This window comes from Carboxylicivirga sp. (assembly GCF_982718395.1).
This window is the reverse complement of sequence record NZ_CEXQWX010000051.1, coordinates 1-15,904: the sequence shown is the minus strand read 5'-3', so window position 1 is coordinate 15,904 and position 15,904 is coordinate 1. Positions and strand designations below refer to the sequence as shown.

Sequence of the window (15,904 nt, the reverse complement as noted above, 5' to 3'; positions counted from 1 at the left end):
TTCGAGTCGGGCCCCCGCTACTATTAAAATCAAACAAAGCACTGAAGATTAATTTCTTTGGTGCTTTTTTGTTTTAAATGATTTTGTATTTAATCAAACAGCCGACAAAATCGAATCCAATATCGCATATCTATTTACACAAAGAGGATAACATAAATGTCATCCTCTCCCGTTTCTCGTTTTAATAAGCATCATAGCTTAACCATCTTCACTCTGCCTATCTGACCGGTCTTTAGCCGACATTCAATTCCCTTCAAGTGAAATGATACATCATCAAGTATATCCTGAACAACCCCATGAGTTAAGTTTCCAGATCGCTCATCTTGCTTTTGAAGAATCGCTACTTTACTTCCCTTTTTGATGTTTCGTCTCTCTCTGCCATCCATTTTTTCGACTTGTTAAAATTATTTGGTTTTAGATAAATTATTCATCCAGAGTTAGGTTTAGACAACAAAGATCACAAGCCAATGCTTGCACTCTTACATATAACGAAAAACTCCCGACCTTCTTTCGAAAATCGGGAGTTTTGAGGTTCCTGGCGGACTCGAACCGCCGTAGCTGGTTTTGCAGACCAGTGCCTAGCCACTCGGCCAAGGAACCGTTGTGTTTCGGGTTGCAAAATAAGCAATAAATTATTTTCTGAGCAAATTTTTATTTCGTCTTTTCGCCATAAATACTTAGGCAACCAGGGCAAAGACAATTATTGTATTTCTCTGCCAACACTTTAAGGTTTTCTGATTTTACTGAAAAATCTTCACACCAACACTTCATCTTTGAACTACGATAGCATTTAAATTCTTTTCCGCATCGTGGACACACTTTTGGAGTAATACCCGTCTCTTCCATGTTATCTGCTAAATGTTACACTCACGCATTTCATCTGTCCTCCCATAGGTGGGTTCATCTTCGACACTTTAACTGTGGCTTTCTGCAATTGAGGAAAACGCTCATAGATCGCATCAATAATACGCTTGTTTAAGTGTTCCAGCAAATGTGAATTTTGCATTATCTGCTCACGAACAATCTCATAAACGGTGACATAATTCAAGGCATCATTGATACTATCTGTTTTTGCAGGAATGGTGCAGTCTGTCTCTAAAGTTACCTTAACCAAAAAACGATTACCAACAACCTGCTCTTCTTTAAAGCAGCCATGATAAGCATAAAATTCCATTTCTTCCAGTTCAATTACTCCTATCATTTACATCTCCTCCTTCGTTGATTTAATTTTTTGGCGAAAATAACCTTTTATCACTGAATCATCAGATTTTTAAGTCGAAAAACAATTACTTTTGTGCCTGATGTTAACACATCCAACAATTGGAAATAAGATTATAAGACAAAATACGATAGCAGATGGAATTGAACGAAACGCCGAAAACGAATTTCATTCATCAGGAGATTGATAAAGATTTAAGTGAAAATAAAAACGGAGGAGCGGTACTAACTCGCTTCCCCCCTGAGCCCAATGGTTATCTGCATATTGGCCATGCTAAATCTATTTGCCTGAACTTTGGGCTTGGTAAACACTACCAAGGTGGCACCAACCTGCGTTTTGACGATACCAATCCAACCAAAGAAGATACTGAATATGTAGACTCGATTAAAGAAGATGTCAACTGGCTGGGATTTCAGTGGAATGATGATCCTAAGTTCACATCAGACTATTTCGAGCAACTATACCAATGGGCTGTCCTTTTTATCAAAAACGGTAAAGCCTATGTAGATGATCAAAGTGCAGAAGAGATAGCTTCACAAAAAGGAACACCTACGACACCAGGACTGGAAAGTCCATTCAGAAACCGCAGTATAGATGAGAATCTTGACTTATTTGAGCGCATGCGTAAGGGTGAATTCCAAAATGGCGAACGTGTACTTAGAGCTAAAATTGATATGGCATCATCAAACATGCACATGCGTGATCCGTTGATGTATCGTATCATTCATGCTCATCACCATCGCACAGGTGACGAATGGTGCATCTATCCCATGTATGATTATGCGCATGGACAGGGTGATTTTGTGGAAGGCATTACTCATTCGATATGCACACTTGAATTTGAAGTACACCGTCCGTTATACAACTGGTTCCTGGAGCAAATATTGGAGTTTCAGCCGGAATTGAAGGAACAAGCGCGTCCTCGACAAATTGAATTTGCACGCTTGAATCTGAATTACACTGTAATGAGCAAGCGCAAGTTGCTTCAATTGGTGAACGAAAATTACGTAGCAGGATGGGATGATCCGCGAATGCCAACAGTTTCGGGATACCGTCGCAGAGGCTATACGCCGGAGTCTATTCGTAAGTTTGCCGACCAGATTGGCGTGGCGAAACGTGAGAATGTGATTGATGTGGCTTTATTGGAACATTGTATCCGTGAAGATCTAAATAAACGTGCACCACGTGTTTATGCTGTTCTTAACCCAGTTAAAGTGATTATTACTAACTACCCGGAAGGCCAAGTAGAATGGATGGACGCCATCAACAACCCTGAAGATGAAAGCATGGGTTCGCGTCAACTACCTTTCAGTCGTGAAATATACATCGAGCGCGATGACTTTATGGAAAATGCACCTCGCAAATTCTTTCGTATGGATGTTGGTCGTGAGGTACGCCTTAAGAATGCCTACATCGTTAAATGTGAAGATATCAAAAAGGATGAAAACGGTGAGATCAGTGAAATATACTGCACCTACGATCCAGATACCAAAAGTGGTATGGAAGGCAGTAACCGTAAAGTAAAAGGAACGCTTCATTGGGTAAGCATCGAGCATGCTAAAACCATACAGGTAAAGCAATACGACCGCTTGTTTATGGACGAAGCTCCAGATGGACATAAAGACAAAGAATTCCTTGAATTCTTAAACCCCAACTCACTATCGGTAATCAACACTGCTTATATTGAGCCAAACTATAAAGATGCCGGAGCGAAGTTTGATGACAACATCGAGCGATACCAGTTCCAGCGATTGGGCTATTTCTGCATAGACAAGGATTCTACCGAGGATAATGTGGTATTCAACCGCACTGTAACATTGAAAGATTCGTGGGCGAAGAAGAAAAAGTAGACACAAGAATAATAGTCAAAACTTAAAAAGAAATCCCGTTTCCATCAGAAGTGGGATTTTTTGTTAAAAGTCTATTGAATAATCAAAACTCTTAAAATCCTTCTCATACACATTCTGTATACGCCTCTTACTTTCTGAACAATAAAAATTTTCAAAGCTTTCATGAACTGTTGAATTCATATGAGGAAAAGCAAAATCAAGATCAAGTTTCTTTTTAATTACCTCTACATCTTGATGAATTGTTTCAAGACGTGCTAAGAAGTCAACGCAGATATGATTATTATGAGATATGTAACAAAACTGCGGGAACAAATAGCCTTCGTAAGTATTATAGGTTGATACAACTTTATCAAAGTCGATTTTTTCAATGTGCATTGTAAACTCGTTAAAGTCCATTTTAGGATTAATCCATTTATTCTTTTTAAAATAGAAGTATGATGAAACAGCGCGATCAAATGGATTACGTGTGATTGCAAACTTATATGCTGAATGATGAAAGGAATGAGTAACTTGGTTTGAATCTAACAAATATGAATAGCTTAACGGACCAAAAGACACCATACCTTTATTGGGGAAATAAAAGCGTAAGGCAGCTTCATTTGTCAGATACTGCATCCCCAATGGTTTTAAAGCATTATACATGCTGGTCCCCCCATTTTTAGGAATCCAAAGAAATATTGCGTTCTTAACATCAGGATGCTTCTTTAAATACTGTCTTTTATAATAACCAGTGCGTCTTTTTATTTTATTGGCTATCTCTGGCAGCGACCATCTTCCTCTTTCATTTTCAGACATAAAAAAAGCTGTTTGAAATACAATATTACACAAATTGTATCATCAAACAGCTATAATGTTATTGCTTAAATTCTAAGCTATATTCTCAACTGCAGCTTGTACTCGCTTAATGGTTTCTTCTCTGCCAATCATCTCAGCAATGGTCATCAGGTCGGGACCAAAACCACCTCCCACCAAGGCCAGACGAAAGGCATTCATTACCAAACCAAAGCCAAGACCTTTGACTTCAATCTGCGCGGAAATAGCTGCTTTTATATCATCAGCTTTCCAGTTTTCAACTTTCTCCAGTTCTGCCGTTAACTCTGACATAAATGCAGGCACATCTCCTTTCCATCGTTTCTTCACCACTTTAGGGTCGTAATTAGTTGGTGCTTCAAAGAAGAATGAACTTTGTTCCCATAATTCACTCACGAAATTAACACGCTCCTTAACCAGAGCAACCACTTCCTGCACAAAACCATTACGTGTATCGTGTCCTTTTAATTTTAAATCCTTCTGGAATAAACTAGCTAGTTCCTTGTCATTTTTATGAACCAGGTGTTGCTGATTAAACCACTTAGCTTTATCCGGATCAAAACGAGCTCCTGATTTATTTACACGCTCAATTGAGAATAATTCAATCAATTCATCCATTGTAAATAACTCCTGATCAGTGCCCGGATTCCATCCTAATAACGCCAACAGGTTTACAACTGCTTCCGGAAAATAACCACTCTCGCGATAACCAGCAGCAACACCATCTTCTAACTGCCAGTTCAACGGAAATACTGGGAAACCACCTTTATCACCATCACGCTTTGATAGCTTACCTTTACCGGTAGGCTTTAATATCAATGGCAAGTGCGCAAACTGCGGCATAGTTTCTTCCCAATTTAAGGCTCGGTACAACATGATGTGCAAGGGTACCGATGGCAACCACTCTTCGCCACGGATTACATGTGAGATTTCCATCAAGTGATCATCTACAATATTGGCCAGATGATAAGTCGGCAACTGATCGGCACTTTTATAAAGCACTTTATCATCAAGAGTATTAGTATTGAAAGTAACCGATCCCCGAACCATATCGTTGGTTTGCACATCTGTATTTTCCGGCATCTTAAAACGGATTACCCATGGCTCACCGGCTTCCATACGCTGCTTTATCTCATCTTCTGATAATGACAAAGAGTTTTTCAAACCTTGACGCGTATGCATGTCGTAAGCAAAAGTCTTTTTCTCCGCTTCTGCTTGCGCTCTTAAAGCATCCAGCTCATCAGGCGTATCAAAAGCGTAGTAAGCCCAGCCTGTTTCAACTAATTGATCAGCGTATTTCTTATATATCTCGCGACGCTCGCTTTGCTTGTATGGCCCATATTCTCCACCTTGCTTCACTCCTTCATCAATTGTCATGCCTAACCATTTCATGCTTTCGTTGATATATTCTTCGGCTCCCTCAACAAAGCGGGTTGAATCAGTATCTTCGATGCGAAGAATAAAATCGCCACCATGCTTTTTAGCAAATAAATAATTGAACAAAGCGGTACGAACACCACCTATATGCAAGGGTCCGGTCGGACTTGGCGCAAAGCGCACACGTACTTTACGAGTTGTCATATGTTGTTTTTTTTGCAAAGATAAGTTTAAACCCGAAATATGCATTAGAAATTTTTACGTGCATTTTCACAACATTAAACCTGGTGCCCCAATTAACATTTCTCTCTTTTCTAATGAAATAAAACGAGGCTACCTTATTAAGATAGCCTCGATGTACGTTCATATTAACATCAGAATTGCATTACTTAACCGACCAAACTGAATAGCTTTTGGGTGGTACCTGAATTTTCACCCATTTCCCGCCTTGAGTAACGGGTTCCCAATTTGAATGACCAGTATAGTCTTTAATTCGTGTGTTCGACCAATTGGTTTCGACCCATCTTTCCTGCCAGTAATCCGCATTGTTAATATACACTACTAATCCGGCATTGTTATAACCATTACGTCGGGCAACGTATTCATCGTTATCTGCATAGAGGATATCGGTTGAACCAGCTGCCAGGTTATTATGAATCCAGATCAGATTATTCATTCGATCTTTATTTAACCATTCCTCATAATCGCGATAGAATACACAAGGATAACCTTCGTGAGTCAGAATATAAGCATAAGCCAACATTTTATTCCAAATCTCATCTGTATCATGGTTGGTTACAAAAGTGACAGCCTTAAATGCGTTTCGCTTCCACATCATATCATTGTAAAGTTTGGTCAGATCGTTACCGTCAAATGCATCGTTCATTGCGTAATAGCAGGCAAAGTCAAAAACTGATGAATTAGCCTCATTAGCCCACCAATTTAAATAGTCAACGTTTGCATCCCACAATTCACCAACCGAGAATCCACCAACTGCATTGTTCCATTCACGCACAACCCAAGGCTCAAAACCTTTAACATAGTCGAATCGCCAGCCATCGAATCCCATTACATTCTTATAATATTTGGCAATAGAATTTGAGTTATTCCAAAGCCAATCCTGGACATAAGTGCTATGATGGCACAGATCAGGAAATTCGCCAAATGTCCCTGTGTCATTCTGATCAATGTGGTTTGGATGAAAATCACTGGCACTGCGGTAAAACAAACCCGATGCCGGATCAAAATCTGTCCATGTATTTGAATTGGTATATGGGTTAGCTTCGGAGGCACCTCCACTATTGTGATTAATTACAATATCTGCATAAACCTGGATGCCATTCTGATGTGCTTTACTAATCAGGTTTTGCAATTCGCTTTTTGATCCAAAGCGGGTTTCAACAGAACCCATTTGATCATATTCACCAAAATCGAAATAATCAAAAGGGTCATAACCCATTGAGTATGGTCCATTCATTGCTTTGGATGCCGGCGGTAACCAAACAGCATTAAAACCAGCAGAGCTCCACTCATCTACTTTAGTACTAAGTGTGTTCCACCAGTTACCACCATCAGGTACATCCCAATAAAATCCTTGCATCATCACACTAGCATTACTGGCGGCTTTGAGGCCAGCATTGCTTGCACTTTGTTCAATCTGTTGATGGGGTTCTTCAATAATCGGATCGGCTGTACAACCAACAAAAAAGAAGGAGATGGCAAACACAGCAACAAATAATGGCTGCAAATAAAATAGTCTTTTTTTCATTTTACTCGATTTAATTACACATAAGCATGAAGCTTACCTCTGAAAGGAAAGTAAAGATTAAGTTAGTTTTAAAATCGACTTCGAAGTACTTTTTGATCGAGATAAAATTATGAACAAGTTCTTAAAAAAGAAACATATTATACTGAATGACTACACTTTACAAACTCCAATTCTTTCAATCGATTGCGGTAACGATTGCGGTAACGATTGCAATGATTTTATCGCATAAAACATGCTATATAACATGTTTTGTGAAATGTTAATTCACTTAAAAATCACTCTTTATACAAAAAATATGGAGTATTAAGAATAATAAAGAAGATAATCAATAAAAAATTTGAGGTACTTATCTTAATTTCAATTGATAAGTCATAACCGTTTCGCCATCAATAATAATATCGAGATACGCAGACCGTCGGTTTTCAGGATTAATGGATAAAATTAAATGCTGCCCTTTATTATGAACCTCAACGTCCTGCATATATTTCATGTCTCTAAAAGCATAATTAAAACCATGCTTTGAATTACCATTGCCTTTTAATTCAATATTAATGCGGCCTTTACGAATCTTTTTTATAATTCCGTATTTGGGGTTGATCAGTTCAAATCCCTTTCCAAAAAAGGAATGATAAACGAGTGGTTGTTCTGAGAAAGTCTTCAGAGTGAGATTGGTAAAATTCCATTTCGGCTCTTCTGGGAAGTGATTATATGTAAAAACATCTGGTTCGACAGCAAAATATGATGGAGTAAATGCAGCCACAAATTGTTTCGTCTGGTAGTTAACATGACCTGCGCCCCATGTTACATCAACAAATAACCATTGATTATTCAGGCGAATAACATTCCAGGCATGATCAGCTTTCGGGCGGACTCTACCAATATCGTTGATGCTTGTTCTGGAGTATCCGCTAACAACTGAGCATTCAATACCACAAGCTTCACATAGCAATCTGTATAATTCAGAATAGCCCTGACAAACAGCTTTCTTCCTTTTCAAAGCGTCTAAAGCCAACTCCTTCTTCAAAGCCAATTCTTTTTGAATTTTCTCAGCTTCATTTCTATAAGAAAATCTTGCTGATCGAATTACCCGACCAGAAAAAAATGCCTTTGCATCATATTTTATATTGTGAGCCATCCAAACATAAATGGCTGCTGCCCGATCGTAGTCATTATCAAAATCTGTAATCACCCGATTACTAAGATCCTCATATAATCTAAAGCTAGCAGGATAAGCACCCACTTTACCTAATACATCCTGACTAATCTGTGCAACCAGAAAATGGCCAACTAAGAAAAGTAAACAACACAACCCTAATTTTCTCATATTTCAACTTCACTAATTCAACTCCGCTTCTTTGTCTCTTTTAATCAGGTTATAGATAGTAGATTTTCCGATATCCAGTTTTGCCGCTACCTTTAGTACATTATTGTTGTACTTCTTAAGAAAATGACGAATGATAGATTCAGTGTATTCTTTGAGAGTCATCTCCCGCCCGAACATTTCCATTTCGCCTTGCGTAGAACTAAACACTATGTGTTCGTCGTCAATAACATTATTATTCGTTAAAACAGCTCCCAACTCAACTACTGCTTTTAACTCTCGCACATTACCAGGGAAATTATAACTCAATAGTTTTTTCTTTGCTTTCGGAGTCAGATCAATCTTTTTCAATCCATTTTCCTTACAAAAGGTTCTCAAAAAGAAGCTACTCAGTAAGAGCACATCCTTATTCCGATCCTTTAAGGCAGGTAAATGAATCGGTAAGCCCAGAAGGCGATAGTACAAATCTTCACGGAAATTACCATTTCGAGATTCTTCCGCCAGATCTTTATTAGTGGCTGTAATAATTCGCGTATTAATCTTTATAACAGCATTTCCTCCCACACGTGTTATCTCACGTTCCTGTAATACACGCAGCAATTTTACCTGAAGGTTAAAATCCATTTCTCCTATCTCATCCAGAAAAACCGTTCCACCATCAGCTTCCTCAAACTTTCCTTTTTTTGTATTGATAGCGCCCGTAAAAGCACCTTTTTCATGCCCAAACAATTCACTCTCGATCAGTTCACGTGGAATTGCACCCATATTTACAGCGATAAAAGGCTTATCCTTACGAGGTGAATTATAATGAATAGTTTTGGCTATCAACTCCTTACCTGTACCCGTTTCTCCATAAACAGATACGTTAATATTAGGTACATTAACAGCTTTATCAATCAGTGCATAAACAGCTTTAATGGCCTGGCTATCACCAATAATCGCATTTTTATAATCGTATTTATTTCCAATCTCGCTTTTAAGCTGGGTAATTTCATTCTTAAGCGATTGATTGGTTTTTATATTGTTTATGGCGTGTAACAGGCGTTCTTTGATATTCTCATCCTTGGTGATATAATCGTAAGCACCCTCTTTCAGTAACTGAACAGCTGTTGAAATATCATCCTGCCCGGAAATGATTATAACATCAATATCCGGATTGAACTTCTTTATTTTTTTCAGAATCTCATTTCCGGTAAAATCCGGCAAACCCAAATCAAGCGTCACAACATCAGGGCTCTCACCAAGATTTTTAATAAAATCCTTCCCATTAAAATAAGTAGACACCTCATAATCAGGATTCAGCTTTAAGGTGTGCTCAATTAATTTATTAAAAACCCGGTCATCCTCAATAATACTAATTCTCATAAACTCACAGTTCGTCAATTACTAGCAAGGGCAGTTAGTTTTGATATTTCGTAAATTTAAAAATTGTTTTTGCTCCCACGGGCTATTTTTGGAGATTAATGAAATATTTTTGCCAAATAAGAGTTTAGTTACTTAAAAAGGTAATACTTAGACAAAAGCTATTATTTTTGAAATAAAGAATCGCATTTGAGCGTTTGTTTCAAAGAGTTGATTTTAACAATATACCTAAAGTCGCAAAGAATTGATGTTTCTTAGAAAACTTAGCATTATACTTATCCTGTTTTCAATTTGGGGTTGCAGCACCAAGAAGAACACATGGTTAAGCCGAAACTACCATAACCTTACTGCCTACTACAATGTTTATTACAACGGCAAGGAAGCTTTCAAAAATGGAGATAAAGTCATTATAGAGGGATACCAAAATGATTACTCAAATATTTTACCGCTATTCGAATCTTCAGATCCTGACGCCGCTTCTGTTGCAAGCGGAGATATGGACCGAGCCATTGAAAAAGGTCAAAAACTGATTAAAAAACATTCGATCACAGCCAAACCTAAGAAACGATCACGGAAGAATCAGTATGCAGCTGAATTTTACAGCAAAAAAGAGTTTAATGCCTGGGTGGATGATGCCTATGTATTAATTGGTAAAGCTCAGGTCTACAAACATGAGCAATCATTAGCTATTAGAACACTTCAACGGGTTGTGCGCGATTTTCCTAACGATGAAACCATGTATGAAGCACTTATTTGGCAAGCGCGGGCATATACTGACAGAGGCGATTACATTGGTGCCATGGCAGCATTGGAAAGTTATGATTTGGGAGGTAATGCGCCGATTGAGTTATACCCAGATTACATGGCAGTCTACGCCAATCTATTAATGGTACAGGAAAAATACATTGAAGCAATACCCTATCTGAACAATGCACTTGAAGACGAACAAAATAAACACAAGCGTCTAAGGTATTCTTATGTTCTGGGGCAATTGTACCTACTCAATGACCAAAGAGAAGAAGCTGCACTGGCTTTTGCTTACGTTGCCAAAGCCAGTGCAGATTATGAAATGACTTTTAATGCTAAAGTTAATCAGGCATCTATCGTCTATGCCAACGCAGATATTGAGGAGGTAAAGAAACAACTGCATAAATTGCGAAAAGACAAAAAGAACAGTGATTATCTCGATCGGATTTATTATGCCTTCGGGCGGGTAGCATTACAGGAGCATAACGAGAGTGAAGCTCTGTCTTATTTCAAGAAATCAATTAATGCCAGTATTGATAATAAAAACCAAAAAGGTTTGTCGTATCGTGAAACAGGTGAGATATACTACTCACATATGGATTATGCCAATGCCTACTTTTATTATGACAGTGCCCTTACGGTAATTAATGAAGACTACGAGAAAATTGACGAGTTGAAGGAGCGCCACTATGGCTTAGGCGGCTTAGTAGATCATTTATTAACGGTTGAAAGAGAAGACAGTCTTCAACGATTGGCTGATATGAGTGAACCGGTGCTTTATGCCTACCTTGATGAAATTATTGCTGCCAAAGAGGCCGAGCAGGAACGCCTTCAAAAACTTCAGGAAGAAGAAAGTTTGAGTGATGCCTTTTTCTATCAAAGCACAAGTGGTTCAAACAACTTTGGACAGAGTGGTAAGTGGTATTTCTACAACCAGACTTCCATGGGAATGGGAAAATTAGAGTTTGAGAAACGATGGGGCAAGCGTAAACTGGAAGATAACTGGCGAAGGAAAGATAAAGGCAAAATATCAACTGAGGAAAGTCAGGATGATCCGTTCGACATGCCTGATAATCCATTTGAACAAACTCCTGCGGACAAAGATCAGCAAACAGAAACTGATTCTAATGTCGCAGACACTAATACTTCAGTTGCAATTCCTACAAGAGAGCAATTATTGGCCGATATACCTCTGAGCGATGAGGACCGACTAGCTTCGGATAAAGCAATTGAAGATGCTCTGCTCGAACAGGGATTTGTTTTTATGGATCGTCTCGAAAACTATCCAAAAGCAATTGAAGCATTAGAAAGCTTACTAAGCCGTTACCCAAAGGCCGAATCTCGTGATGAAGCTCTTATCGCATTATATAATGCATATCGATTAAATGGTGATGAGAATGGTATGATGTTAACTCAGAAAAAGATTGAAGCTGAATATCCTGATCACCGATTTGTTGCATACCTTAACGACCCTGAATTTCTTAATAAGATTCAAAAAGCCAAACAGGAAGAAGCTCTAGCATATGAAAAAACCTACGAAGCATTCTTGTTTGGTCGCTTTGACGAAGTCATCAACAACAGCGAAAAGGCTATTACCAATGCTGAAGAAACGAGTCAGCTCATAAATAAGTACCTTCTCCTGAGAGGTTTATCATTTGGTAAATCAGGCAATACAGACTTCTTTAAAAGCGATTTAAACAGTATTATTGAAAATGATGGTGAGAGCGAAGAAGCAGCATTAGCTCAGGCGCTTCTCAAACACCTTGAAGACGGTAAAGCTCCTGTTCAAGGAACACTATTTGCTTCGTCACCTGGTATAAAAGATGTTGCTGCACCCTCTGATACATCTATCGTAGCTCCTGAACAACAAGCCGGTTTTGTTTTTGTTGAAAATGAAGCGTATGAGCTGATTGTGATGGGCATAAACGAGAGTGATATTAACAGAGCTATATACAATGTGGCCGACTACAATTTCTCACGATACCTGCTTCATGATTTCGAGATATCAGAAAAACGTCTTCTGGATGGATCTGCAGCACTCATTGTTAGTGGTTTTGGCAATCGGGTTGAGGTGATGGATTACTTCTATGGTTTAAGGGAGAATCCACAGTTCTTTAACTTCGAGCGTTTAGACAAAAACATTGTTGCCTTATCAGAAAGTAATAACAGCAAGTTTTATTTATCCGGTTTGGTTACTGATTACATCAGCTTCTTTGACAAATATTATCTACAACATGCCGACAGAAAAGAGGTTGAGAAGATTACACCAAAAGAAGAGAAAGAAGAAGTAATTGAACAAACACAAGAAGAAACACCTGATCCGGTATCTAAAACTGAACAGGAATCACAAAATATAGAACCTGAAAAAGAAAAGAAGGAAGAAGCTGAATCGAGCAATACTAAAGTTAATGTTAACGAACAGAAAGAAGGTGTGACCACAGAAACGAAATCTGAAGAGATTATGCCTCCTGCTGAGGACAAAAAAATATCTGAAGAAACGAATGAGCTAATTGTGGAAGAGGAAACAGTTATTCCTGAGCCCGAGTCTATTTATAAAGTAAGTGACGAAGAAGCACACCATGTGATTGTTATCATTCGTAAAACACGACTTGATTTTAATAAAGTTCAAAGGAATTTTGCTTCACATACAAGAAACAATTTAGGTACTGATTACAAAGTTCAATTACTTGAGTTTGCAACATCCTATCGCATGGTTCAGATTGATGGATTTAAGAACGGTAAAGAAGCCAAAGATTATATCAATAGTCTTGATAAGTACCAATACCTTACAAGGGATTATAGCAGAAAGGAACACTATATCTGGAGCATTTCTGAAAGTAACTTTAAAACACTCAAAGAAACCGAGGATCTGGAAGAATATAATACATTTTTCAAGTCGAATCAGTAACTTATAAAGCTAAAGTATAACTGCAGACTTGTTGCTCAAATTCGTTTAGCAAATTTATAATTTGGTGCAGTATTTGCTAAAAAGGTAAGCCTGCCGGTATCAATTAACACGGTTTAATAAAGTCGTAATATGACAGATAGTAAAATAAAGATCCTATGGGTCGACGATGAAATAGAACTCCTCAGAGCACACATTCTCTTTTTAAAGGAAAAAGGCTATCATGTTGATACTGCCACTAATGGTTATGACGCTTTAGAAATGGTGAAGTCTTCCTTTTTCGATCTTATTTTCCTCGATGAGAATATGCCTGGTATTACTGGCCTGGAAACCCTCACTCAACTAAAAGAACTACGCAGCGAAGTACCAGTGATCATGATTACCAAAAGTGAAGAAGAGGATATAATGGATCAGGCTATTGGCAATCAAATTGCTGATTATCTGATCAAGCCGGTTAACCCCAGGCAGATTCTACTGTCAATAAAAAAACACCTTGACAAGAAGGATTTGGTCACCAAGACAACCACATCTGGTTATCAATCCCAATTTGGACAAATTGCCTTGAAGATCAACGATTCTTTCTCGCACGAAGACTGGGTGGATGTTTACAAAAAACTCATTTATTGGGAGCTTGAACTCGAGCAAGGTGATGGAACTATGGATGAAGTGCTGAGTATGCAAAAAAATGAAGCTACTCAAACCTTTACCAAGTTTATTAAACGTAATTATTTATCGTGGCTTAATAAGCCGGATGATGCACCATTAATGTCCAATAATCTGGCAAAAGAGAAAGTACTGCCTTTATTAAAAGAAGGGCAGAAAGTATTCTTTATTGTTATTGATAATTTCAGGTACGATCAGTGGGAAATATTAAAAAAAGCCATTGCAACAGATTATTTGGTTGAAGATGAGAACCCTTATTTTAGTATTCTACCAACAGCGACGCAATATGCCCGTAACTCCATTTTCTCTGGATTGATGCCGTCACAAATAAAAGAAATGTTCCCGCAATATTGGGTTGACGATGATAGTGAAGAAGGTAAAAATAAGTATGAAAGTGAATTATTGGGCACCTTATTGGATCGCTTTCGCATGAAGCGTAGCTATGCTTACCGGAAGATATCAGATGGTGATGCCGGTAAAAATATGCTGGATGAACTTCACCTTCTTCTTCAAAACGATCTCAATGCAATTGTCTTCAATTTTGTGGATATGTTATCGCACGCACGTACCGAAGTGAAAATGATCAAGGAACTGGCACGCGATGAAGCAGCCTATCGCTCGTTGACTCAATCCTGGTATAACCATTCATCTTTGAAGGAATTATTACAACGCCTGAAGAGTGAAAATGTGAGAATCGTTCTTACAACTGATCATGGCACAACCAGAGTTCAAAACCCTGTTAAGGTAGTGGGCGACAGAAATGTTAATACTAATCTCAGATACAAACAAGGTAAAAACCTGTCATATAAATCAAAGGAGGTTTATGAAGTTTTAAAACCAAGTGAGGCCTCGTTACCGAGATACAATGTTTCAACCGCCTATATCTTTGCATGTAATAATGACTTTTTTGCCTATCCTAATAATTTCAATTACTATGTCAGTTATTATCGGGATACCTTCCAACATGGAGGCATTTCACTTGAAGAGATGATTATTCCATGTGTAACTTTAAGAGGACGAAATTTATAAGCCATACCATATTAAACTAAAAAGAGACATTTCACAATGTCTCTTTTTTAATTAGGTTACATATAGGGCAGATATTAACCACACTTTGATGAACCACAGCTCTTACAAATCAAACATCCTTCTTGATAGATTAACTCATCAGAACCACAGTTTTCACATTTTCCTTTTTTGGCTTTTGTACCATTAGGAATATATTTCTTCAGGGCGCGTTCAACACCATTCTTCCAGGTATTAATCGACTCACTATCTAGCTGAAGACCAGCCACTAAATCAATAATTCCTTCAATTGGCATTTGATGACGCAATACACCTGAAATCAGCTTTGCATAATTCCAGAATTCCTTATCAAATTTATGAGATAAACCTTCAATGGTTGTTTTATAACCACGCTTGTTGGTGAATTGGAAATCATACCTCGACGTTCCATCTTCTTCCCGATTCTTTATGATTTTACCATTCTGAACCGATTTTGGTAATAGAATTCCATCTTCATCATCTGATAAACCTGTAAAGATCTCGTAAGGTTTACCGTCAATTAATCCAACAAAGGCTATCCATTTTTCCTTATTATTTTGGAAACGTACAACATCAGCATCTACTTCCTGAGGGCGCTTCTTAGGGAAACCTGTCTCCTTGTTTTCCTCTTTCTTGTTGTTAGACACTAATACACCGGCACGACTACCATCTCTATAAACAGTTACGCCTTTACAACCACTTTTCCATGCCTCAACGTACAATTTACCTACCAATTCTTCTGAAACATCAGCCGGCAAGTTAATGGTTACACTTATTGAATGATCTACCCACTTTTGAACACCGCCTTGCATACGAACTTTATTCAACCAGTCAACAT

12 protein-coding genes and 1 tRNA gene are annotated in these 15,904 nt (G+C 38.1%); 3 read left to right on the top strand and 10 right to left on the bottom strand.

From position 1 onward, the window contains the following. Window positions 1-191 precede the first annotated feature (191 nt). From AC4MRQ_RS11360 to folB, 4 genes are all read right to left on the bottom strand, one after another. The gene (locus AC4MRQ_RS11360) at window positions 192-386 is read right to left on the bottom strand and encodes a YwbE family protein (RefSeq protein ID WP_491197795.1); all 195 of its coding nucleotides are present in this window, start codon (window positions 384-386) and stop codon (window positions 192-194) included. A 143-nt stretch (window positions 387-529) separates the two neighbouring features. Beyond that, window positions 530-600, bottom strand: a tRNA-Cys gene (locus tag AC4MRQ_RS11355). 51 nt (window positions 601-651) lie between these two features. Beyond that, entirely contained in the window at window positions 652-846 is a 195-nt protein-coding gene (locus AC4MRQ_RS11350) for a cysteine-rich CWC family protein (protein WP_491197794.1), read from the bottom strand. Between the two features lies 1 nt (window position 847). Next, window positions 848-1,201 carry a dihydroneopterin aldolase gene (folB, locus tag AC4MRQ_RS11345; RefSeq protein WP_491197793.1) on the bottom strand — a complete coding sequence of 118 codons (354 nt, stop codon included), beginning with the start codon at window positions 1,199-1,201 and terminating at the stop codon, window positions 848-850. A gap of 155 nt (window positions 1,202-1,356) precedes the next feature. Between folB and AC4MRQ_RS11340 the strand changes: the two genes are divergently transcribed. Next, window positions 1,357-3,069 (top strand): glutamine--tRNA ligase/YqeY domain fusion protein, encoded by a 1,713-nt coding sequence (locus AC4MRQ_RS11340; RefSeq protein ID WP_491197792.1) that lies wholly within the window; start codon window positions 1,357-1,359, stop codon window positions 3,067-3,069. Between the two features lie 63 nt (window positions 3,070-3,132). On the opposite strand, the gene AC4MRQ_RS11335 is transcribed toward AC4MRQ_RS11340, so the two are convergent. The 5 genes from AC4MRQ_RS11335 to AC4MRQ_RS11315 form a co-directional block, all read right to left on the bottom strand. Continuing rightward, entirely contained in the window at window positions 3,133-3,864 is a 732-nt protein-coding gene (locus AC4MRQ_RS11335) for a sulfotransferase family 2 domain-containing protein (protein WP_491197791.1), read from the bottom strand. A 72-nt stretch (window positions 3,865-3,936) separates the two neighbouring features. Further along, entirely contained in the window at window positions 3,937-5,460 is a 1,524-nt protein-coding gene (gene gltX, locus AC4MRQ_RS11330; RefSeq protein WP_491197790.1) for a glutamate--tRNA ligase, read from the bottom strand. A gap of 181 nt (window positions 5,461-5,641) precedes the next feature. After that, window positions 5,642-7,024: an alpha-amylase gene (locus AC4MRQ_RS11325; RefSeq protein ID WP_491197789.1), complete on the bottom strand. Its 1,383-nt coding sequence runs from the start codon at window positions 7,022-7,024 to the stop codon at window positions 5,642-5,644. A 346-nt stretch (window positions 7,025-7,370) separates the two neighbouring features. Then, window positions 7,371-8,348: a transglutaminase domain-containing protein gene (locus AC4MRQ_RS11320; protein WP_491197788.1), complete on the bottom strand. Its 978-nt coding sequence runs from the start codon at window positions 8,346-8,348 to the stop codon at window positions 7,371-7,373. Window positions 8,349-8,360: 12 nt separating this feature from the next. Further along, complete coding sequence (locus tag AC4MRQ_RS11315; RefSeq protein WP_491197787.1) at window positions 8,361-9,710, bottom strand: sigma-54-dependent transcriptional regulator; 1,350 nt, start codon at window positions 9,708-9,710, stop codon at window positions 8,361-8,363. Between the two features lie 244 nt (window positions 9,711-9,954). Here AC4MRQ_RS11315 and porW point away from each other — a divergent pair, with 244 nt between their 5' ends. Together porW and porX are read left to right on the top strand one after the other, a co-directional pair. Continuing rightward, the gene (porW, locus tag AC4MRQ_RS11310; RefSeq protein ID WP_491197786.1) at window positions 9,955-13,362 is read left to right on the top strand and encodes a type IX secretion system periplasmic lipoprotein PorW/SprE; all 3,408 of its coding nucleotides are present in this window, start codon (window positions 9,955-9,957) and stop codon (window positions 13,360-13,362) included. Between the two features lie 129 nt (window positions 13,363-13,491). Further along, window positions 13,492-15,051 (top strand): T9SS response regulator signal transducer PorX, encoded by a 1,560-nt coding sequence (gene porX, locus AC4MRQ_RS11305; RefSeq protein ID WP_491197785.1) that lies wholly within the window; start codon window positions 13,492-13,494, stop codon window positions 15,049-15,051. A gap of 74 nt (window positions 15,052-15,125) precedes the next feature. Here the strand turns inward: porX and AC4MRQ_RS11300 are convergent. Continuing rightward, on the bottom strand, window positions 15,126-15,904 hold a 779-nt coding region (locus AC4MRQ_RS11300; protein ID WP_491197784.1), incomplete at its 5' end, for a ribonucleotide reductase barrel domain-containing protein.

Excerpts from the sequence above, each read along its gene's own strand:
- AC4MRQ_RS11360 (WP_491197795.1), bottom strand. The coding sequence starts at position 386 with ATGGATGGCAGAGAGAGACGAAACATCAAAAAGGGAAGTAAAGTAGCG.
- AC4MRQ_RS11350 (WP_491197794.1), bottom strand. The coding sequence starts at position 846 with ATGGAAGAGACGGGTATTACTCCAAAAGTGTGTCCACGATGCGGAAAA.
- folB (WP_491197793.1), bottom strand. The coding sequence starts at position 1,201 with ATGATAGGAGTAATTGAACTGGAAGAAATGGAATTTTATGCTTATCAT.
- AC4MRQ_RS11340 (WP_491197792.1), top strand. The coding sequence starts at position 1,357 with ATGGAATTGAACGAAACGCCGAAAACGAATTTCATTCATCAGGAGATT.
- AC4MRQ_RS11335 (WP_491197791.1), bottom strand. The coding sequence starts at position 3,864 with ATGTCTGAAAATGAAAGAGGAAGATGGTCGCTGCCAGAGATAGCCAAT.
- gltX (WP_491197790.1), bottom strand. The coding sequence starts at position 5,460 with ATGACAACTCGTAAAGTACGTGTGCGCTTTGCGCCAAGTCCGACCGGA.
- AC4MRQ_RS11325 (WP_491197789.1), bottom strand. The coding sequence starts at position 7,024 with ATGAAAAAAAGACTATTTTATTTGCAGCCATTATTTGTTGCTGTGTTT.
- AC4MRQ_RS11320 (WP_491197788.1), bottom strand. The coding sequence starts at position 8,348 with ATGAGAAAATTAGGGTTGTGTTGTTTACTTTTCTTAGTTGGCCATTTT.
- AC4MRQ_RS11315 (WP_491197787.1), bottom strand. The coding sequence starts at position 9,710 with ATGAGAATTAGTATTATTGAGGATGACCGGGTTTTTAATAAATTAATT.
- porW (WP_491197786.1), top strand. The coding sequence starts at position 9,955 with ATGTTTCTTAGAAAACTTAGCATTATACTTATCCTGTTTTCAATTTGG.
- porX (WP_491197785.1), top strand. The coding sequence starts at position 13,492 with ATGACAGATAGTAAAATAAAGATCCTATGGGTCGACGATGAAATAGAA.